Origin of the sequence: Ruminiclostridium papyrosolvens C7, from assembly GCF_000421965.1 — a bacterium.
Taxonomy (GTDB): domain Bacteria; phylum Bacillota; class Clostridia; order Acetivibrionales; family DSM-1351; genus Ruminiclostridium; species Ruminiclostridium papyrosolvens_A.
In genome coordinates this window covers 147,682-170,094 of record NZ_ATAY01000022.1, presented here as the reverse complement: position 1 = coordinate 170,094, position 22,413 = coordinate 147,682, and the positions used below count along the sequence as shown (strand labels likewise).

Below are 22,413 nucleotides of genomic sequence, written 5' to 3'. Positions count from 1 at the left end.
ATTTGTCACGAGTACAAATTTCTGGTAAAATAATGTCATATTTTGGTTGACTTTTAATAAAATAAATGTCAAAATATAAAGTATTTAACAATTTACAAAAAGGAGTGAAGTGCTATGAAGAAAGCAATTTCTTTCATCGTTGCTGTCGTCATGCTAATGAGTTCATTTGGAACATCATTTGCAGCAGCAGATGCATCGATGGCAACAGTACAACAGACGTTTAAAGATTTAAATGGCCATTGGGCATCAGATGCTATTTACAAATGGTCAGCACAGGGTGTCATTAACGGATATGATGGATTTTTCAGACCTAATGATTCTATAACCAGAGGAGAAATGGCATGTATCCTTGACAACATTATGGACTACAAGGCGACCTCCAAGAACACTTTTTCAGATTTAAAAGCAGGACAGTTTTATACTAATGCAGTTCTAAAGGCAAATGCCGCAGGAATTATTGATGGTAATGGAGCTACACTGCTTCGCCCAACAGATAAAATTACAAGGGAAGAAGCCGTAGTAATGATGGCAAAAGCATTTTCAGTAAATGAAGGCACTACTTCCAATACGCATTTTTCTGATGAAAAAGAAGTATCATCATGGGCAAGGACTTCTGTATTTGAGATGGAAGCCAAGGGCTACGTAAATGGGAATAATGGTAAGTTTAATCCTAAAGCAAATATTACCAGAGCAGAAATTGTAGCAATCATAAATAACATTGTAAAAGGTTATTATACAAAAGCTGGTACTTATGACGGCAATGTGACTGGAACAGTAGTTATAAAGGTACCTGACGTTATACTTAGGGGAGTTAATATTACAGAGAATCTGATTATTGCAGAAGGAGTTGGCGAAGGGGATGTCACTCTTGACAGTGTAACCGTTAAGGGGAATACTGTTGTCAGGGGCGGTGGTGAAAATTCTATACATATCACCGGGACTTCAAATATCTCAAATATCAAAATTGAAAAGGTTAATGATAAACTGAGAATAGCAATCTCAGATGGCAACACTGTAAAAGAAATTGAAATTGCAAAAGGTGAAGAAATCATAATCACAGGTTCCGTTGGAACCTTGGAGATAGGAACTCCAGATGTAATTGTTAAAGCAATTGCAGCAAATATTGAAAATACGAAGGTTTCAAGCGCCAACACTACTATATTTGTTGATAAGGAATCAAAGATAAAATCTGTTTCTGTAAATAATACAGGAGAAAATACTGCTATAGAGGCAGAAAAAGGTGCGGTTGTTAACACAATAACTTCAGCAGCAGAGACTACTGTTAGTGGAGCGGGAACTGTAGAGAAAGTTCTTCTCCATGAGGGTGCAAATAATTCCAGTGTTACAACACCGAACACACAAATAACAGCAGCAGCCGGTGTAACCGGAGCAACCGCGGGAGGAGTACCTGTCACGGGTGGAACTTCAGTTGTAAATAATAATACCGGAAGCGGTACAACAGGTGGAACACCAACGCCTAATCCCGGCAATGGCGGGAACAGTGGAGGTGATAATACAACACCATCAGTAACGCCAGTTAGTGCTATTAGTGTTTCACCAACTACAATGACCCTGACAGCAGGTGGAGCAACGGGAAAAATAATAGCAGCAATTACACCTTCAAATGCGACAAACAAAAATGTAACCTGGTCATCCGGCGATACAACGGTTGCAACCGTAAATAATGGTATAGTAACTCCATTGACAGAAGGTACAACTATAATCTCAGCTGTCTCAGCAGCAGATCCGACTAAAACAGCAACAACTACCGTAACTGTTAATCCAGCTGACACAACGCCACCTGAGCTTTCTGGCGGCACTGTTGAAAATCTGGGTACAGCAACTGGAACAACAGCTACATTGAAATATCATGCTACACAAGAAGCCGGTACCGTTAAATACTATTATTTACTAAAAGATGCAAGTGCAAGTGCTCCTGACATGGTAGCGATTAAAGCATCAAATACAACAGGGTCAGCTTCCGGAAACCCTGTGTACTATCAGATTAATCTGACAGGTCTGACAGCCGGTCAAAAATACACAGCGTATATAGTAATGGAAGATGCTTCAGGTAATACCTCTGATATCCTCACTATTACCGGCATAAATCCATATTCAAATGTTGCTTTAGAAAAATTAGGTACTCCAAGTGTAACACTATCTTCAAATACTTCAGGAACAGGCGGGCTGGCTTATACAATTACTGCGGCGAATGGCGCAGAGGACAGCAATATAAAAGAATATTCCGTGGAAATTGCTTCATTCTCAACTCCACAAACACCTGCAGATACAATCCTTACGTTAACAGTTCCGAAAAACAATCTTTCAGGGATAATATTACTGGACAATGGAATTGTTGCCGGAAACTCATATGTTGCAAGAGTGCAAACTATTGTTACAGACGGTAATATTGTATACCAGAATTCAGATTTCAGTACGTACACCGATATGGCAATCGCTCAGGCAGAGCTGGGAATGAAAGTAAATTATGTATCTAACTTTAATAAGGATTCAGCAGTCAAGAATATACAATTTTCATTTTCCGGCTCTAATGGTGCATCTGCAAGTGACTTGACTATTGATACAACAAAAATAAGTGTTATGATAGGTTCTCAAAAACATCAATTATCAAATTACAGTAAGGCTGAAAACTCAGGTGAGCCCGGAACTTATGAATTGTTGTATGGAAATGTTCCTGGTTATGTAAAAATAAATTTAACTGATGCGGACTATATTGCAATTACAGGTGATGCTAACTTTACTTCACCAACCGGAACCAACAAATTAGTGGCTGATTTGGGATGGGCAAGTATAAAAGGTACAGCTAGCGGAAAGGCTTCCGAGTCTACGATAAAATTTTCAAGGGATTTGACAATTGTAAACAATTCAGATGAGTATATTGCTAAATACCAGTTGCCTCAAAATTATCATTATAGATTACAAAGTGGTAAAATTCAAGATTTGGGTTATTCTGTATCATCAATTACTTTTTATAGTGAATTAGTTACAGACTCTGGTACAGAGCCAAATAAAGGATATAAAATAACAAAGACTATTACACCTGCCGACTCAACAATTAGCTTTAGTGAAAATGATGTTTGGACAAGACTTTCAGCTGCGGAAACTCCAACAGCCTTTCCGGATACAAAAGATTATTACAAAGTAACAAGTGCCGATACTGACCGAGTTATGATAGGTGGAGTTTATTACAAGGTAGCTCAAGGTGTGGCTGGCAGAATAAACAGTATGTTGACTATTAAGGAAGGCCAAACGGTTGATTATACAAATTCATTAATGTTTAAATTCAGTGATAATGGAACCTTAGAAGCTATAAAAGTAGTTGGTGAAGTAACCATTGGAACTGATTTGGTGGGTCACTTTGCACCAAGTGGTATTCCTGTCTATTTAGATTCAGTTACTGCAAAACTTACCGTCATCGGTGGAAACACAATTGGTGATATCATTGTAAATAAAGCTTCAAAAGATTCTTATGCAATTTATGTAATGGGCGGTAAGGTAGGAAACATCACCTTAGCAGATGGAGTTAAACTCAGTATACAGGGTTCCGAAGAAGTGACGAAAGTTGGAAATATCAGCGGTAAAGATACTTATACCATTGCCATTGATGTGAATTCACAGAATAAGAGAAAAGTATTGGTCGGTGACGTTGAGCTGGGAAGCAGCGGAACTCTGGATTTATTTCAGAATAATGCCGGTGATTTATCAGAGGAATATTTTACTATCGGAACTGTAACTGCTATAACCGGTGCTGCCATTATTATACCAAATGCCGAAAATGAGGAGTGTAATCCATATGGCTGGTTTACAAAATTTAAGGATTTAGTTGATATAGTTACTTTTAAAATTGGTCCTGATATATATACTCCTCCAACAAGTCAGATAACAATTAGTGGAAACAGTAGCTTTGTACCAACACTAATGCATGGTGTTATTAACTACTATGACCCTGAAATTTGGAAATGGAGATTTTTCTTTACAGATGCCACTATTACAAAAGAAGATCTGGAAAATGATAGTAAAAAATTCACGTTTTCTGCCATTAATGCTGAACATATAAGCAGTTTAGTTGAGTAGAAACTATTACCAACGTCGAATGATGAAAGAGAAAAATGAAATAACAGCAAGTAGAATCAAGCAGTAATCTCTCTAGTTCTTTATAATAGATGTATGGTGGTTGAAACGAGGTGAACGGACGGATGTACGAGTGGCAGAAGCAAATTCAAATAATCGTTGATGAAATTGACATATGTATTAAAAATTATAATGATGAAGCCTTGACACTACGCTTTCTGTCTCGCAGGCTGGGTTATTCCGAATTTTATACAACGAGAAAATTCAAAGAAATATCGGGTATGCAATTTAGGGATTATCTGCGGCATAGAAAATTAGCCTTTGCACTAAAAGAGGTTCGGGATAGTGAAAAAAGCCTTTTAGATATTGCTTTTGATTATGGGTTTTCATCCCATGAAGCTTTTACCAGAGCTTTCAAAGGAACATATGGTGTAACTCCAAATGAATACCGAAAAAAGCCTAAGCCTGTCGTTCTTCGTACAAAAATAAACCCTTTCGACCGCTATTTTTTAGGATTGGGAGAGATTGGGATGATGAAATCTACAGATGATGTTAAAATTTATTTTGTAACCATTCCCGCACACAAATTTTTGCACATTAAAAACTATGAGAGTAATGGGTATTGGGATTTTTGGCAAAAGCAAAGTCTTATTCCGGGACAGGACTGCGAAACAATTTGCGGCTTACTCGATAGTATCAAGGACAAATTGGATGATGATGGTGGGAGCGAATCGAACAGCGGCAGCGGTCAGATTATGGCGTACATTAATGATCCGGACGGCAGACTCTGCGATTGGGGTATACCGCGTACAGAGTGTTATGGTGTACGACTTCCTTTTGATTATAAAGGCGAAGTACCACCACAAATGCTTATGATTGATGTTCCCGAAGCCGAGTATATTGTTTTTGAACATGGACCATTCGATTATGAACAGGAAAATCGAAGTGTGGAGGAAAAGATTGAAAAGGCAATGTCAACTTTTAATTTTGCAGGCACTGGTTACTGCTTTGATACTTCCCCCGGTAGAATAATTTACTTTTATCATAATCCGGAACGGTTTTTTAAGTACATCAGACCAGTACGGAAGTAAATAAAATTGACTTGCTATCCACTATTGTTTCTAATGAGAAAACCAAACAAGAGACAGACTAGCTAACTTAGTAGTCTGTCTCTTGCTATCTATAGGAGGAAAAAAGCGGTATCAGAAATCTAATTCAGTTATGGTCGGTTTGGCTCAACCTGTAGTCTTTATACACTATAGAACAACCGACAACAATACAACGTTATAGTCTTCATGTGGATAAGGGCCTTTATTATAATACTTGTATAAAATATAATTAAATGGCATAAAAAAAGCTCTCATCGCCAGGAATTAATCCTGGGGACGAAAACTATATTCTTCGTGATACCTCCCCGGTTTACGTATACTTTACAGTACAACCCCTATAAAGTAGGGGGGGAGTAGAATCAAAGACCTCAAATCTCTTTTAAAGCATCTTCCTTTGTATCAACAAAAGTCACTTTAGTGTTAAACCCAGGAACATTCTTTGATAACCTGACAGCCTGTGATTGTGTAATTGATGAAGCACAATTGAGCATAAATCGTTTTTTGAATTTGAATTCATCGGAAGCATAAAGAGCCAATGCATTTCCAAGTGCTTCTGCCACTTGAGGGGTGGATGGTTTAACTCCTTGTGCGTCAACAATCATGATATAGTCCCCATACTTACTGCATTCCAGTGCAGCCTTAGTAAAATCTTCACAAAACGCAATTCCTTGCTCCATTGAAAAAAAACCTTCAGCAAAAGCAGTGAATACTTTGCTTTCTTTGTCTATATCCATTGAAAAAACCCCTGTTCCATTAATTGCCATGATGAATACCTCCATATGTATTATAAAATTTGACAAAATTTTATTAATATTTTACATTAGAAGCAAAATATATACAATAACTATTAATGTAATTTGACAAATTATTCACAAAATAATATGGGATTTGTTAATACTAAATAGGTTTTATATCATATCAAGGTAGCCTGTTGGAAATCTATCGGGGATGCCAGTTTTTTAACAGGAGCTGGATTTTCTGCAAGTTTTGGGATTTCAAATGTTACTCCGGAAACTTCTGCTTTCCAAAGAGCAATTGCAGAAAATTCAAGGAAAAATATTGCTTTATTCCCTAATCAAAAGGATGTCGAGGCAACTAAATTCGATATCTTAATAACAGATTGGAATGCGGTAGAGGATGAGTTATCTAGAATTGAAGATTTGGGGATTAATGTAATCATGGTAGATAAAAAATGAACATCCTCGCCATAAAATACACTTGCAAAAGTACAAATATTTATAGTAGAGTTAATCTATAGACTTATAAATATTATGTAAATAAAAGGAAGTATCCGGTAAAAAATCTGTACTAATGGAGGTCTTCTGTGAAAAAGAACTTGTTGGATCTGGATTATATAATAAATGCCGATAACTATAGGAATATTCAGGATTCAATTGCGGATGCCACAGATATGGCTATTATTACGGTGGATTACAAAGGTAAACCAATAACCCATCACAGCAAATGTACAAATTTATGTAAATTTGTACGTTCTCACCCTAAACTGTCCCACATATGTGAAAAGTGTGATTCCAGAGGGGGACTGGAGGCGGCGCGGTTAAATCAGCCCTATATATATTTATGTCATATGGGAATAGTGGATTTTGCCATACCTATAGCAGTTGACGGTCAGTACCTTGGTGCAGTTATGGGAGGGCAGGTCCGTGTTGAAGATGCCTCGGAAATGGAATCACTCGAGAAAATTACCAGTCAAAAAACAGATATTCTTGAATACATTAATAAAAATGAACTTAAAGAATTATATCAAAGTTTGCCGGTAATGAAGCTACAGAAGGTACGTGCTAACGCTGCCATGATATATAACATCTGTAATTATATCGTAGGAGAGGCAGTGCTGAAAATAAACCTTAGCGATGGGGCTATTTCAAAGGAAACAGGCTATAACAACTATCAGAATAAAAAAACATCAGTAAATACGGAAAAGTTGAGTATAAATACAACTAAAAAAGATGAACATACACATGGTGAATTGCTGAATAGCCGGGAGAATATTATTCTTAAACCGGCTCTTGATTATATTGAAAAATACTATACCCGAAATATTAGCCTGAACAATATGGCCAGCTTGTGCAATATCAGTACAAGTTATTTTAGTAAGCTATTCAGAAGGACAATCGGTGATAATTTCTCAAATTACATTAACAGAATAAGAATAAAAAAAGCCAGAGAACTCCTTGAGACCACTGATATTCCCATAACTAATATAGCGTTGGATTTGGGCTTTGAAGACAGCGGATATTTTATTAAAGTCTTTAAAAAATTCGAAGGAGTTACTCCCTCTAAATTCAGAAACGATGCACTTTGATAAAAGTACATAAAAAATCAGTGCTGAATTTTACTATCATTGCGCAATTTTACTATTGATTTTTACCAAAACTGTGCTTTTATGTTCAAGTTCCTGACCACTCGTTAATTTATAATAAAAATGTAATTAGTATTTAATTTCATTTTCTATATTAAATTTAAAGGAGTGGTTTATTTTTATGAAAAAAGTAATGATATCACCATCTAAATATATACAAGGTGAGGATGAATTGTATAATTTAGGAACCTACGGTAAGGAATTTTCCAACAGGGCATTACTGGTAGCCTCAAAGGTAGACCAATCAAGAGTGCAGAACTATATCGATAAAGCCTTGGAAACCGATTCCTTTGATATAGTGTATGGGGAGTTCGGAGAAGAGTGTACAAAAAAAGAAATAGCTAGATTGCAAAAACTTGCTGAGGATAAAAATTGCGGAGTATTTATCGGTTTAGGAGGAGGAAAGGCACTGGATACTGCTAAAGCAGCTTCATTCCTTTCTAAGAAACCTGTAATTATTGTTCCTACCATTGCATCTACAGATGCTCCAACAAGTAAGCTTGCAATAATATATAACGAAAAAAGTGAATTTGAAGAATATTTCCATCTGCAAAAAAATCCTGATCTTGTTCTTGTTGATACTGGAATTATCTCAAGGGCACCTGTAAGATTTCTTATAGCAGGTATGGGTGATGCGCTTTCCACATATTTCGAGGCAAGATCCTGTATAAGATCCGGTGCAAATAACATGCCCGGAGGCAAAAGTACCAAGGCTGCATATGCTTTAGCAACACTTTGCTTTGAGACACTGATGGAGGAATCCTTGAAAGCAAAGGCAGCTTGTGAAATGAAAGTTGTTACACCTGCACTTGAAAATATAGTTGAAGCAAATATACTTCTGAGCGGTCTGGGCTTTGAAAGCAGCGGTCTTGCGGCGGCCCATGCAATTCACAACGGTCTTACCGTTCTTGAGGAAACTCATCATTATATGCATGGAGAAAAAGTGTCTTTTGGAACAGTTGTTCATCTGGTACTGGAGAATGCTCCGCAAGATGAAATAGACAATGTAATTGGCTATTGTAAATCTGTAGGCCTGCCGACTTGTCTTAAGGACCTTGGAATTGTCCAGGTTACAGAGGAAAAAATTATGGCTGTAGCAAAAGCTGCCACTGCGGAAGGTGAGACAATACACAACATGCCTTTCCCGATTACGGCAAAGGACGTATACGCTGCAATAATGACTGCCGACAAACTCGGCCAATAGAATAGGAGTAAATGCATATGAAAAAAATAATAAATAAGGTTGAAGATATTGTAATTGAGATGTGTGAGGGTATTGTAAAGGCACATCCGGAACAACTTTCTTTCAGCAAAAAATATAAAATTATTAAAAGAAAACAGCTGAATAAAGGCAAAGTTACTCTTATCAGTGGCGGTGGAAGCGGACATGAACCTGCCCATGCAGGTTTTGTAGGCAAAGGTATGTTGGATGTAGCAGTTTGTGGAGACGTATTTGCATCTCCATCAACTATACAGGTGTACAATGCTATTGTGGAAACACAATCAGACAAGGGCACGCTTCTGATAATCAAGAACTACTCGGGAGATTGCATGAATTTTGACGCAGCTGCTGAGATGGCAGAAGACGATGATATAGTTGTTGGAAAAGTTTATGTAAACGACGATGTTGCAGTTAAGGACAGCTTGTACACTGTTGGAAGAAGAGGAGTTGCCGGTACTGTTTTTGTTCATAAGCTGGCCGGCGCCGCTGCTGAACAGGGTATGGAACTTAAGCAGGTTAAGGAAGTAGCACAAAAGGTCATAAATAACGTCCGTTCAATCGGTTTTGCATTGACTTCCTGCACTGTTCCGGCAAAGGGAACACCGACCTTCAGTTTGAATGATGATGAGATTGAATTCGGAGTCGGAATCCATGGTGAACCCGGAATTGCCCGTGAAAAGATTGCTACTGCTGAAGAATTGGCAGTTAGAATGGTAGATTTGATAACAAAGGATCTCCCGATAGTTTCCGGGGATGAGGTTGCTCTTCTGGTTAATGGATTGGGGGGAACACCCTTGCAGGAATTATATTTACTCAACAATTCAGTTGCAAATGCACTTGAGAATAAAAACATAAAAATATACAAAACCTTTGTGGGCAACTACATGACCGCGATAGATATGGCGGGAGCTTCTTTGTCACTGCTTAAACTGGATGATGAGCTTAAGGGTTATTTGGATGCTTCAGCCGATACTCCAGCACTAAAAATCTAAAACGAGAGGAAGTACAAGATATGTTGACTACTAAAAAGATAACAGAGCTTGTTATGAATATGGCAGATATTATCATAGCAAACGAGGTTTATTTTTGTGAACTGGATTCTGTTGCAGGTGACGGAGATTTCGGAATGTCAGTTGCAAAAGGATTTAAGCAGTTGAAGCAGGATTGGAATGAAGTTCCGCAGGAGAATATTGGAGCTTTCCTTAAGGGCTGCGGAATGATAATTACCGAGTACTGCGGCGGAGCGTCAGGACCAATATGGGGGTCTGCCTTCAGAAGTGCTGCAAAGTACGCCGCTGACAAGACTGAACTTGACCTGCCCGGATTAGCAGATTTAATGCAAAGCGCAGTAGATGGTATTCAAAAGAGAGGCGGAGCAAAGTTAGGAGATAAAACTCTACTGGATGCATTGATTCCCGCTACCGAAGCCTTAAAAGCCGGCGCCGATAAAGGTGAAGAAATGCTGTCTGCAATGAAGGCTGCGGCTGAGGCTGCTGTTGCAGGTGGAGAGAAAACAAAAACTATGGTGGCTACAAAAGGCAGAGCCAGCTATGTAGGCGAAAGAAGTGTAAACTATCCTGATGCAGGAGCTGTTGCTATCGGAGTAATCTTTACTGAGTTGACAAAGAACTTAAACCTGGCTTAAATAATTTAATTAAAAAGAACAAAACTCAATTTAAAAAGTATCAAGACCGTATGAAAATCTTAGATTTTTATACGGTCTTACTATTTTACCCAATTAAATCTAATTAATTAAATCCTTTAAAAATATATTGACATACTACACTGAAATGCAATATAATTTATACATAAAGAGACGAAAGATGTCGAAAACTACATGTTATTTTAAAATTTTTTAGAAATTGAATTAAAAAGATTAATCAAATATACAAATTGCAAAATTATTATTTTCAGGAGGGGAATAAGTTATGGATAACCAATTTGAATTTTTTATGCCGACAAAAATATGTTTTGAGGCCGGAATATCTAAAAAGGTGGATAAGTATATCAGCGGAAAGAATGTTCTGATTATTTCAGACCCTTTTCTATATCAGTCCGGTGTCGCAAAACAAATCGGAGACAGTATGTCAGGTAAAAATGTTGCCTACTTTAGTGATGTGGAACCTAATCCTTCATGTGAAAGTGTTGATAAGGCAGCAGAAGTTGCAAGAGCTATAAATGCTGATTGCGTTATCGGCTTAGGCGGTGGAAGCGCTCTTGATATTTCAAAGATTGTTTCCTGTCTGGTTACAAATGAGGGTAGCATTTATGATTATTACAGCGGCGGCAGCAGAACATTATCAAAAAGACAGGCAACTCTGGTATGTATTCCCACAACTGCCGGAACAGGCAGTGAAGTAACAAATGTTGGTGTATATACAAATAAGAAGGCCGGCATAAAAATGCCGATGGTTAATAACGAATTCTGGCCTGACTATTCAATAATTGACTGTGAGCTTACATATACCTTGCCGGCTCCGGTTACGGCTTCCACCGGTATGGATGCTTTCTGTCATGCTATTGAGGCATACTGGAACAAGGCATCACAGCCCATTTGCGATATGCTTGCAATTGGTGCCATGAAGCTAATTCTTGACAATATAAAAACTGCATACAGCGAACCCACAAATAAGGAAGCAAGGGCAGCAATGATTAAGGCTAGCTTGATTGCGGGAATTGCCTTTAGCCAGACAAGAACAACGGGTATACATGCATTAAGTTTTCCTTTGACCACCGAATTCGGAGCAAACCATGGAACAGCTTGTTCTATAACACTTCCTGCATTTATAAAAATCAGCGGACAGCAGGCTGAAACAAAAATGAAAGCATTGACTGATTACCTTGGCTTTGAAAGTCTGGAGAAATTCTCTGAAGAAATTGAAGAGCTTATGAAAAGTATGAATATGCCTGTACGTTTACATCAAATCGGAGTTAAAGAAACTGATTTGGAGCATATAACTGAAATTGGACTTGGAGCTGCGATTATCCAATTAACTCCGGCTGTTATGAATAATGAAACAGTTTACCAGCTGCTTAAATCAATTCTATAATAAAAAATTAAAATAAATTTTAAGAATAATTTGTAATCAAGGATTTGGAGGTAGCAAATGGAAAATAACATTAAAATGCTTGAAAACAGAGCATGTGAGATACGAAAGTTAACCATACAAACCATTGGAAAACTTGGTGTTGGACATATAGGTGGAGCGTTATCACTCTGCGAGGTTTTGTCAGCACTTTATTTTGAAGTTATGAATATTAATTCAAAAGATTCAAAAATGGAGAACAGAGACAGGTTTGTTTTGTCAAAAGGCCATGGTGGTCCGGCACTATATTCTGCACTGGCGTTGAAAGGCTTTATTCCAATGGAGGAATTGGATACCCTGAACAAGCCTAATACCAACCTTCCAAGCCACTGCGACATGAAGAGAACAAATGGTATCGACATGTCAACAGGTTCCCTGGGTCAGGGATTTTCAGCTGCAACCGGTATGGCGGTTTCAGCCAAGCTGGATAAGAAAAGCTTGTACGTATATACGATCATTGGCGATGGAGAGAGTCAGGAAGGTCAGATATGGGAAGCTGCCATGTTGGCAGGTGGCAGAGGTCTTGATAATATCATAGCCTTTACCGATTACAATAAAATGCAGATTGACGGTTTGATAGAGGAAGTAAACGGACTTGAACCTCTGGACAGGAAATGGGAAGCTTTTGGCTGGCATGTGCAAACAATAGACGGACATGATATGAAACAAATTTTACATGCCATTGACAATGCTAAAAAGATTAAAGGAAAACCACATATGATTATATTGAATACCATCAAGGGTAAAGGTGGATTTTTCTGTGAAAATAGTGTTGCCTCTCACAATATGCCTATTTCCGAAGATACATGGAAAAAGGCTGTGGAATTACTGGATAAAAGGGAGGATGCGTAATTATGGTACTTGAAAATAGATGGTTAAGAGAGACCTATGTAGACCTGCTAATAGAATATGCAAAGCAGGATGAAAGGCTTGTTATAGTTGAAGCAGACCTTATGAAGGCAGCAGGAACTACACGTTTTGGCGAAACTTTTCCTGAAAGAACTGTAAACTGTGGTGTTCAGGAAGCAAATATGATAGGTGTCGCAGCAGGAATGTCTGCCATGGGCAAAATTCCATTTACTCATACCTTTACTCCTTTTTCTACAAGACGTGTATGTGACCAGGTTACATTATCCGTTGCCTACGCTGGCCTGAATGTAAAGATTATGGGCAGTGATCCCGGAGTGACTGCGGAGTTGAATGGCGGTACTCATATGAGTATGGAAGATGTAGCAATTATGAGAAATATACCAGGTATGATTATATACGAACCGGTAGACAGCGCTCAGCTAAAGAAAGCTTTCCCACAAATATTAGAGCATTATGGCCCGGTATATATAAGGCTATTAAGAAGAAATGCAGTACAGATATTTGATGACAATACTGAATTCAAGCTTGGAAAGGGTATTGTTCTTAAAGAGGGAAAAGACGTTACCATTCTGGCAAGCGGAATAATGGTTGCAGAGGCCTTGAAAGCAGCTCAAACACTGTCTGCAAAAGGAATTGACGCGGAAATAATAAATATTCATACAATTAAACCTTTAGATGAAGAACTTGTGTTGCAAAGTGCAAGAAAAACGGGAGCAGTTGTAACTGCCGAAAATCATTCTATACTCAACGGACTGGGTGGAGCAGTTGCTGAATTCCTGAGCGAAAACAATCCTGTCCCTGTACAGAGAGTCGGAGTAAAGGATACCTTTGGAGAAGTTGGTTTTACAGACTTTTTAAAAGAAAAATACGGACTTACTGAAAAAGAAATAGTTCTGGCAGCGGAAAAAGCCATAGCCATGAAAAGATAAGGGGGATTTTATGAAAAAAATAATTATTGGTTCCGATAAATCAGGTTTTCCTTTAAAGGAAGCTATAAAAGCACATTTAACGCAGTTGGGGTATGAAGTTACTGATGGTGGCACACTCAATGAAGAGGAACCCAAGCCATATTTTGAAGTAGCTTCGGCAGTTGCTAAAAGAGTATCTGAAGGGGAATTTGAAAGAGCAGTTTTAATCTGTGGTACCGGTATGGGAGTATCAATAGTTGCAAATAAGTACAAGGGAGTTTATGCGGCAGTTTGTGAAAATACATATGCTGCTGAAAAGGCCAGAGCTATAAATGATGCCAACATTTTGTGCCTTGGTGGCTGGCTTACCGCTGAATTTGTGGGTTGTGCCATGGTAGACACCTTCCTTAATACCGAATTTACTCAGAATCTTGAAGAATGGCGTGCAAAGAATTTAAGGAATGCAAGAATACAGGTTAAAAATATTGAAGATGAGATTTATAAATAAACCAATTAACCAAATCTATTAAAGAAATGTGAGGGATACTGCTATGAAATATTTTTTAGACAGTGCAAAACTGGATGAAATCAAGTATGCATATGAGAATTTTTGTATTGATGGTGTTACAACTAACCCAAAACATATCCAATTAAGCGGAAAACCATTTATGCAGGTTGTTAAAGATGTAGCAGCTTGGATAAAGGAAGAAGGAATTGAGGGTATGGATAAATTTCCTGTATCCTTCGAAATCAATCCACATCATGATAAGTGGGAGGATATAGTTGAAGCAGCTAAGGAAGTAGCGGCTTATTCACCAAACTACGTAATAAAGCTCCCATGTACCGAACAAGGTTTAATTGCAGCAAAAAAGCTTGAAAAAATGGGAATAAGGACAAATGTTACACTGGTATTTTCTCCTTCACAGGCAATTCCTGTAGGAAAACTGGGAGCTAAGTTTGTTTCACCTTTTGTAGGCTGGAAGGAAAATAGCGGTGATGACTCAATAAATTATATTTCTGACATTATTGATATATACAGAAACTATGGCTTTGATACTGAAATAATTGTTGCAGCAGTAAGAAACGGTAAACAAATCGGTGATTTTGCCGCTTTAGGTGCAGACATTGTAACCTGTGGATTGGATGTATACAAGGCAAGCTTTGAGCATCCTTTTACAACATATGGATTAACTGTATTCAGAAATGCTTGGGAAGGTACAGCTAAAGAATAATATCACGAACGCTGTATGCGTAGATGGGAGATAATTATGAAACAAAAAGTTAAACTTGGCGTTGTCTGTCTGACCAGAACCACTTATGAATATAAAACAGCACAGGCAATGTATACAAAAACAATTGAAGACCTTAAAAAGCTGCCTGATGTGGACTTTACGTTCATTGAAGATTGCGTAATTGAAATAGAAGATGCAGAAAAGGCCGCGGTTAAACTGTTATCAGCTAATGTAGATGGAGTGGTTATAATAAGTGGTACCTTCCATTTGGGTCATCTGGCCTTGATTTTTGCAAAATATATTAAAAAACCATTCTTACTCTGGGCATACAATGAGCTTCCGTATGATGGCGGTAAAATTCGTCTAAATGCTGTTTGTGGTTTGAATCTTAATGCTTCCAATCTTTATAAGACCGGAAAGGATGACTACTCCTGTACTATAGGTGACAGTATTGACGAAAAATGGGTAGATGCATTGAGGGTAAAGGTTGCTCTCCAAAATGCAAGGGTAGGACTTGTAGGCTATCGTGCCCACGGATTTTTTAATGTTGGTGTTGATGACATGGATATCTATCAAAAAACAGGCATTTTGATAGACCATTATGAAATAGCCGATATGTTTTCACAGCCTGTTACAGATGTTGAAATTGAAGAAGAAGAGAAGGAAGTCAGGTCATTATTTATTTGTAAGGAAGTAAATGATACACAAGTGAAAAAAGTTGCTCAACTTTGTGTAAGTGCTTCTAAGTTTGTTGAGAAAAATGGCCTTACAGCAGTAGCAGTAAGATGTTGGCCGGAATTTGCAGCAAACTATGGAATTTCACCTTGTGCAGCAATGTCCATTCTCCAATCAAAAGGAATAATTTTATCCTGCGAAGGTGATGTTGAGGGTGCCCTATCCATGCTAGCAGGTGCTGCATTAGGTGCTGAAACACCATTCCTTGCAGACCTTTCACAGGTTGACCTTCAGGAGGATTTTGCTCTTATGTGGCATTGTGGTGTTGCACCGGCTAATCTCTGGGACGGTAAGAGTGAAAGAACACTTGATACTTATTTTGCCGGAGGTAAAGGTGTAACTGCCGGTTTTGTAATGAAAGAGGGTCATGTTAATCTCATAAGATTTGACACTGCCCGTGGAAAAACAAGAATGTTCCTTGCAGCCGGTGAGTCTATAGAAATGAAGAAACAGCTCTGCGGAACCTACACAAAGGTAAAATTTGAACAGAACATTAATGAATTACTCAATACAGTGACAGAAACAGGTGTTGCACACCATCTGGCCATGTTGTACGGAGAGTACAGGGATGTATTGAGGTTGGCAGCAAAAATGATGAATTATGAAGTTATAGAATAGTTAAAATATAGGGCAATTACTGTCAGCTAACAAACTGATGGTAATTGCCTTAACAAAAGCATCTAAAAATACAGGGGGTTAGATTATGAGCACATTTAAAGGCAGATTACATGAGACAGTGGTTAAATTTCCAAATACAGATATATGGATGGACTCCTGTGGGGAAAACGAACTTAACTACGCATTGGAGAGAGGCTGTGTTGGTGCTACAAGTAATCCTGCTATAGTAGGTTCTGTTATCAAGGGAGAACTGTCTATATGGGAAAAACGTATAAAAGAAATGGTGTCAGAGAGAAAAGACATGACCGAAGAGGACGTGGCCTGGGCTCTGATTTATGAAATAGGTGCACTTAGATCAAAAAAGCTTCTTCCTATTTTTAATGAGTCAAAGGGTATAAAGGGTAGATTGTCAATTCAGACTAATCCCAAGTATTACAGAGATACTGAAAAAATGTTGCAGCAGGCAGATGTTATAAACAGTCTTGGCGAAAATATGCAGATAAAAATGCCTGCCTCGGAAGCTGGAATTAAAGCAATGGAGGAGGCAACTTACAGAGGAATCAGTATAAACGCTACCGTTTCTTTCACTGTTGCGCAAGCTGTTGCAGTTGCTGAAGCTGTTGAAAGAGGCTTGAAGAGAAGAGAAGCTAAAGGATTGTCTACTGAAACCATGTCACCGGTTTGCACAATAATGATAGGCAGGACTGATGACTGGTTGAAGAAATATACCGATGAACATGATATAATTGTTGATCCTGAAATCCTTGAATGGTCAGGGATTGCAGTTATGAAAGAAGCCTACAGAATATTTAAGGAAAGAGGCTATAAGACCAGGTTGCTGTCAGCAGCATGCAGAAACCACCATCATTGGTCACAATTGATAGGTGGCGATTTGTCAATGACTATTCCTTTCAACTGGCACAAGAAATTGAACTCATGTGACATAGAGGTAGCAAGCAGAATTGAAATACCTGTTAAAGAAGAATATATGAATCAGCTCAGAAAGCTAAGCGAATTTCAAAAATCCTTTGACGAATTTGGAATGAAGTATAATGAATTTGAAAAATACGGCGGCTTCAGAGCGACAGTATCCGGATTTATTGGTGGCTATGACGAATTATTAAAACTTGTAAGGGGATACATGATTTAATGAAAATAAAACAAACAGCTCCTTTATTGCTATTAGCGTTCATATGGGGATGCTATTATGTCGCAAGCCAAAAAGCCGTCTCGGAAATGTCAGTTTTTACAGTGGGAATCGTTATTCGTTTTATAACTATGATCCTTCTGACTGTAATAATGTTTAAAAGACACGAGTTAAAGCTGTTATTCAATACAAAAGGCATTTTATTGAGATTAATACTGATTGGTGTTCTGGGTTTTTCGCTGGATCTGACCGCATTCATTGGTCTTAGTCTCTCTCACGCAGGAGCCGGAACAGCTTTATTAAAGTGTGATATTATCTTTGTTAACTTAATATCAGTTATAATATACAAGGAAAAATTCACGAAGCTGGACTGGACATACACCTTTATAATGCTCTTTGGTGTTCTTATGGTTATGGGAATTGATTTCAGTAAGTTCAAAATCGGGAATAAAGCGGATATATTTTTTATATTGAGTGCATTATTTGTATCAATCAACGCCTTTGTAATTAAAAGCGTTCAGTTGGACAAGAAGAATCCTGCGGCGGATAATGTAGTAGCTTTTTATAATAATTTTATCACTATGATTATGTTTATTGGTACGTCAGTTTTTATGGGGACCATGGGACAACTCAGCTTGCTGGCTGAAAACAGGCCGCTATTGGTGGCGGTAATGGCTGCAGGGTTGGGGCAGACTCTTATCTATATTGTATATTATTATAACCTTAGACGTTTCCCGGTTTGGATTGTTAAAGTATTCCTGCTTTTAATGCCTATTGTTGCAACAATAGTAGCCTTTCTCCTGTTTGGAGATGTTATGGTGCTGGGTCAATATATTGGAATGGCCATAGTATTAGCAGGAGCGTTTGGGATATTGATTGAACAAAAGAAAAAAGCTGAAATGCAAAAAAAGCTTAATTAATAGATGGATTAACCTTGGTTTTTTACTAAAAAGGGCTGATGTACAATGAATAAATTATATTCACTGTGCATCAGTCCTTTTTGTCAATAAAATAATAAATGCGGGTCCCGAAGAACCCGCAAGTGTTATAGAATGTAAATTAATCTTTAATATCTATTAAGCCGCCGTTCTCAAAGAAATAGTTTATTATTGTCGAAGCAGGCCCCTGAGTTTCCAATTGAAGATTGAAACCACTGAAGGTTACCTTTTCATAACCTGAGTAATTGGACAAATGTATATACAGATTCTTTCGGAACTTCTCGTTCTCGAAAAGTTCTCCGTATAAAATTATTGATTTGGGATCAAACAAGCACATTGAATTCTTTATTGCAATAGATAGAAAATAAATAGACCTGTCCAGAATGTCCTCTATCAATTTATCTCCGTCATTGTATGCTTTTATAATATTCTTGATATTTAAATTTTCTGCGTTTCCGTCTGTGTATGAGAAGAGATATGGCGTCAGCTTACTTGATAATATGTTGGCGGCATTTCTTTCAATAGCATCATATCCTGCGATAGTTTCAAGACATCCTCTATTACCGCACTCACAAATTGCACCGTTGGGGTCTGCAATAGTATGACCCAGTTGAATGGCATTGAAGTCAAAAACACTTAACGTATCCTGATAGAATACTCTGGCCGCTCCTACACCGGGGCCATATTTTATAAAAAGCATATCCTTAGGATGCTCCATATTGGCAAAAAAACTTTCTCCATGTGCCAGCGAACAGATGTTGTTTGTTAATATTGCAGGAACTTTCATTCTTTTCTGAATATATTCAACAACATTGACGTTATCCTCCCAGACGTTATAAGAATTAATACTTACTCCGGCTCTGGAATTCACAATACCCTTAACACTTACACCGACACCCAGAATAGTTCTCGTTCTGACTATATCATAATAAATAAGGTTATGCTCCAAAATTGAACATACCTTATCCAATATGGCTGAAGATTTCTTATGACAATCTGCTGTAAACACTGTATCTTCAAAAATAACCGTACTATTTAAGTCCATACACAGAATCTGAAATTTATTTGTACTGATATATATACCGATAGTTGCATATTTTTTTCTATTTATATCTAAAAGGATTTCCTTACGTCCCTTGCGATTGTTATTTTGTTCCACTGCCGATTCAACAAGAATTCCTTCATTAATCAGGTCGGTTGTAATCAGGGTAATAGCAGCCGGTGTCAAATTAAGTTTATTGGCTATCTCCTTTCTGGAGATTCCACCTGAACGGTAAATCAAATATAAGATTGAACTCCTGTTTTTTATCTTAACTCCCAGCATATTAATTCCATTTACAGATTGATCCATAGTTCTCACTTCTTTTCTTTAGATTATGTTACCTTAAAAATTACTAACATTTTATTTCAAAATTTTCGCCGGTTATTCCTGCATATGCGCCCTTAGATGCCGGAATACTCTCCTCGTGGGCAATTAACCATTTATTCTGCATCCATAAAAGCTTATCCTCATCACAGAGGGGTGATGGAATAGAGAGAAGGGGCTGGTTGGTACCGGCAGGAAGTACTATTATACTCTTAAAACCCTTATCTGATACTTTACAGGGGGCAAAATGCAGTGTAGTACCGTATAATTCAACAGCAGTCATAGCAGGAACAAAAAAAATCTCAGTTGATGCACTTGATAAATGATTATCCTTAATATCCCGTATATCTGCTAAAATAAGTACCAAATCTGTTACAGCGACATCTATCTCAGAACCTTTATGGTATTCCAGAGCATTGAGCTTGCTGCTGTTACCATTACAATATCCTATCTGAATAGGCATGTTACCATAAAAAATATTACTAAGCTCCTTTGCGATAGAAGTGCTCATTAATTCATCGTCACATGCAACATACACATTACCCGAATCCGGAATACCTTTGGTTTTCATAATTTCAATACACTCGGAAAAGTCATATTGGTCAAGTACTTTTCCATACCTTAAAAATGCTTCATCAAATATACTTTTTATTTGCAGAGTAGGATTTAATTGCTTTAAATAGTTTATCATAGAGTTCTCCTTATAATTATAATATATTATAAAAAAATATAAAGCTATCTACACAATATATGGAAAATATATTTCTAAATTTATAATGTAAAAGAGGAATTAATTATAAGTGTTAATAAAAAGCCAGAAAAAATATTATGTAGAACTTTATTTAAGAATATCATAGTAATTAAAATCTTTCAATCATTGAACTTACATTGAACTTAAAATACTATGGTTGAATGAGTATCCGGATTACGCATGTTAATACCATATTAGTAAAAGCTTTGTGACATAATTAAAATATTTAAACAAATAAATTTGCTATTTAAATTACAAATATAAAAAATGTATTATAAAGTCGAAAAATATAAAATAACTGTTTACTTTTTATAATATATGATATATAATTGCCATTGTAAACTATTGTTTTTGGTGAATATGTATAGCCGTTAGTAGCTTACCGAACCCAAGGGTTACTTAATGACTAGGATAGTTACCGACAAGTTTTATTTTTTTCTTCAATAAATTAAAGGTTTTAATTTATTGAAGAATTGGTATAAATGCCTAAAAATATAGCTTGTACCCAATGTTAAAATCCATACAGTAGGGTAATTTTTAATTGGTAAAATAAAATGAGAAAGAAGGTTAATAATTATGGGGAAGATTATCAAACGTATTGTGGCATTAATGGTAGTTCTTTCAATGACAATGGCAATTTTTGCAGCCTGTGGTAAATCAGATGTTAGCCAGTCGACAAATTCCACCTCGAATTCAACAACTGGGAAAAGTGCAAGTACTGAAAAGGTTGTAATCACATTCCCGAGTATTTGGGTTGGGACTGATGGAAAAGCAAAAGTGTTTGGTCAAATGGTTGATTCATTCAATAAGGAAAATGAATCTAAAATCGAAGTAAAAATTGAAGAATACACTGATTATGATGCTTATGAAGATAAGATAAGGACTACGATATCAACCGGTAATGCACCTGATATTTTTACCTTCAAATCAAGCGCAGACTTACAACTGTATTCTGAATCCGGTAAGCTAATGGATCTCACTTCCTACTTGGCTGATAAGGAATGGTCCAATAAATTTGCAGAGGGTGTAATTAAGACGGCTCAGTATAAGGGCAAAAACTTTGCTCTTCCATATGAAAACGCTGTTATTGCAATAATGTTTAACAAAAAATTATTAAACAGCGTCGGAGTAAGTACTGTTCCTACTACTTATGAAGAGTTGTGGAAAGTATGTGATGCATTAAAAGCAAAGAAGATATTCCCAACTGCACAGATGACAAATAAAAATGCATGGACTTCAATGCTCTGGTATTCATATGCACTTGCAGCAGTAGGAGGCCCTGATGTTTATGAAAAAGGATTAGATGATCCTGCTTTTGTAGAAGCTGCAAAGATTATGCAGAAGATGTTTACTTACACCTCACCTGATGCACTTGGAGCAGATGCTACAGTTGTAAATGGACATTTCTTTAATGAAAGATCAGCAATATATACAAATGGATCATGGATTTTGTCAAGAATTAAAAAGGAAGGTGTTCAGGGCTTATATGACAATTTAGCTATCAGTGCCGGTTTAGGCTACAATGGTAGTAAGCCTGGAGCATACGTAAACGCAGTTCAGGCTTACATAGCTGCTGCTAAGCAGGACAATCCTGCAAAAGAGGAAGCAATAGTTAAGTTCTTAAAATATATTTGTGATGTTGATAGAGTGACTGAATTGTCCAATTCATCAGGCTCAATATTTACTATCAAATCAAAGATTACTGATCAGACAGAAAAGCTTCAGGCTACAATGATTGAACAAAGCACAGCAGCTCCATATATGATCGGAACTTTTGAGTCCGCAATGCCTACAAAGGTAGTAACAGCATTCCCACCTGCTCTTGAAGGTCTTATTCTTGGAGAGTTAACTCCTGAGCAGTTTGTTGCGGAATTAAAAGCTGCAAATAAATAATAGAAAAATAGATTCAAATACTTTGGCAGGCTGTATAGCCTGCCAAAGTAAAAATAACTACTA

Annotated in this window: 16 protein-coding genes and 1 pseudogene; 14 read left to right on the top strand and 3 right to left on the bottom strand. The window is 37.3% G+C overall.

All coding sequences use genetic code 11. The features are described 5' to 3' along the window. Nucleotides 1–114: 114 nt before the first annotated feature. Both L323_RS27890 and L323_RS27885 read left to right on the top strand, forming a co-directional pair. Entirely contained in the window at nt 115–4,095 is a 3,981-nt protein-coding gene (locus L323_RS27890) for an S-layer homology domain-containing protein (RefSeq protein ID WP_020814933.1), read from the top strand. A 122-nt stretch (nt 4,096–4,217) separates the two neighbouring features. Next, the gene (locus L323_RS27885) at nt 4,218–5,183 is read left to right on the top strand and encodes a helix-turn-helix transcriptional regulator (protein ID WP_020814932.1); all 966 of its coding nucleotides are present in this window, start codon (nt 4,218–4,220) and stop codon (nt 5,181–5,183) included. Between the two features lie 386 nt (nt 5,184–5,569). Here L323_RS27885 and L323_RS27880 read toward each other — a convergent pair whose 3' ends face one another. Next, nucleotides 5,570–5,965 carry a hypothetical protein gene (locus L323_RS27880; protein WP_020814931.1) on the bottom strand — a complete coding sequence of 132 codons (396 nt, stop codon included), beginning with the start codon at nt 5,963–5,965 and terminating at the stop codon, nt 5,570–5,572. A gap of 560 nt (nt 5,966–6,525) precedes the next feature. Here L323_RS27880 and L323_RS27875 point away from each other — a divergent pair. From L323_RS27875 to L323_RS27820, 11 genes and pseudogenes are all read left to right on the top strand, one after another. Further along, a complete protein-coding gene (locus tag L323_RS27875) occupies nt 6,526–7,527 on the top strand; it encodes a PocR ligand-binding domain-containing protein (RefSeq protein ID WP_020814930.1) in 1,002 nt (333 codons plus the stop codon). 178 nt (nt 7,528–7,705) lie between these two features. After that, nucleotides 7,706–8,788, top strand: coding sequence for a glycerol dehydrogenase (locus L323_RS27870; protein ID WP_020814929.1), 1,083 nt, complete (start codon nt 7,706–7,708; stop codon nt 8,786–8,788). A 17-nt stretch (nt 8,789–8,805) separates the two neighbouring features. Next, nucleotides 8,806–10,451: pseudogene (dhaK, locus tag L323_RS41045) on the top strand (dihydroxyacetone kinase subunit DhaK). A 283-nt stretch (nt 10,452–10,734) separates the two neighbouring features. Continuing rightward, nucleotides 10,735–11,856: an iron-containing alcohol dehydrogenase family protein gene (locus L323_RS27855; protein WP_020814926.1), complete on the top strand. Its 1,122-nt coding sequence runs from the start codon at nt 10,735–10,737 to the stop codon at nt 11,854–11,856. A 57-nt stretch (nt 11,857–11,913) separates the two neighbouring features. Next, nucleotides 11,914–12,744: a transketolase gene (locus tag L323_RS27850; protein WP_020814925.1), complete on the top strand. Its 831-nt coding sequence runs from the start codon at nt 11,914–11,916 to the stop codon at nt 12,742–12,744. Nucleotides 12,745–12,746: 2 nt separating this feature from the next. Then, nucleotides 12,747–13,691 (top strand): transketolase family protein, encoded by a 945-nt coding sequence (locus tag L323_RS27845; RefSeq protein WP_020814924.1) that lies wholly within the window; start codon nt 12,747–12,749, stop codon nt 13,689–13,691. 10 nt (nt 13,692–13,701) lie between these two features. Further along, the gene (locus tag L323_RS27840) at nt 13,702–14,178 is read left to right on the top strand and encodes an RpiB/LacA/LacB family sugar-phosphate isomerase (RefSeq protein WP_020814923.1); all 477 of its coding nucleotides are present in this window, start codon (nt 13,702–13,704) and stop codon (nt 14,176–14,178) included. 43 nt (nt 14,179–14,221) lie between these two features. Continuing rightward, nucleotides 14,222–14,902 carry a transaldolase family protein gene (locus tag L323_RS27835; RefSeq protein WP_020814922.1) on the top strand — a complete coding sequence of 227 codons (681 nt, stop codon included), beginning with the start codon at nt 14,222–14,224 and terminating at the stop codon, nt 14,900–14,902. A gap of 36 nt (nt 14,903–14,938) precedes the next feature. Continuing rightward, on the top strand, nt 14,939–16,255 hold the full coding sequence (locus tag L323_RS27830; RefSeq protein WP_020814921.1) for an L-fucose/L-arabinose isomerase family protein: 1,317 nt from the start codon (nt 14,939–14,941) through the stop codon (nt 16,253–16,255). Nucleotides 16,256–16,340: 85 nt separating this feature from the next. Beyond that, complete coding sequence (locus tag L323_RS27825; RefSeq protein ID WP_020814920.1) at nt 16,341–17,405, top strand: transaldolase family protein; 1,065 nt, start codon at nt 16,341–16,343, stop codon at nt 17,403–17,405. Continuing rightward, nucleotides 17,405–18,322: a DMT family transporter gene (locus L323_RS27820; RefSeq protein WP_020814919.1), complete on the top strand. Its 918-nt coding sequence runs from the start codon at nt 17,405–17,407 to the stop codon at nt 18,320–18,322. Before L323_RS27825 ends, L323_RS27820 begins: the two co-directional genes overlap by 1 nt. Before the next feature lie 139 nt (nt 18,323–18,461). Here the strand turns inward: L323_RS27820 and L323_RS27815 are convergent, their stop codons facing one another. Both L323_RS27815 and L323_RS27810 read right to left on the bottom strand, forming a co-directional pair. After that, the gene (locus L323_RS27815) at nt 18,462–19,691 is read right to left on the bottom strand and encodes an ROK family transcriptional regulator (RefSeq protein ID WP_038275415.1); all 1,230 of its coding nucleotides are present in this window, start codon (nt 19,689–19,691) and stop codon (nt 18,462–18,464) included. 43 nt (nt 19,692–19,734) lie between these two features. Next, complete coding sequence (locus tag L323_RS27810; protein ID WP_020814917.1) at nt 19,735–20,397, bottom strand: DUF4867 family protein; 663 nt, start codon at nt 20,395–20,397, stop codon at nt 19,735–19,737. Nucleotides 20,398–21,033: 636 nt separating this feature from the next. Between L323_RS27810 and L323_RS27805 the strand changes: the two genes are divergently transcribed. After that, nucleotides 21,034–22,350 (top strand): ABC transporter substrate-binding protein, encoded by a 1,317-nt coding sequence (locus L323_RS27805; RefSeq protein ID WP_020814916.1) that lies wholly within the window; start codon nt 21,034–21,036, stop codon nt 22,348–22,350. Nucleotides 22,351–22,413: the final 63 nt, after the last annotated feature.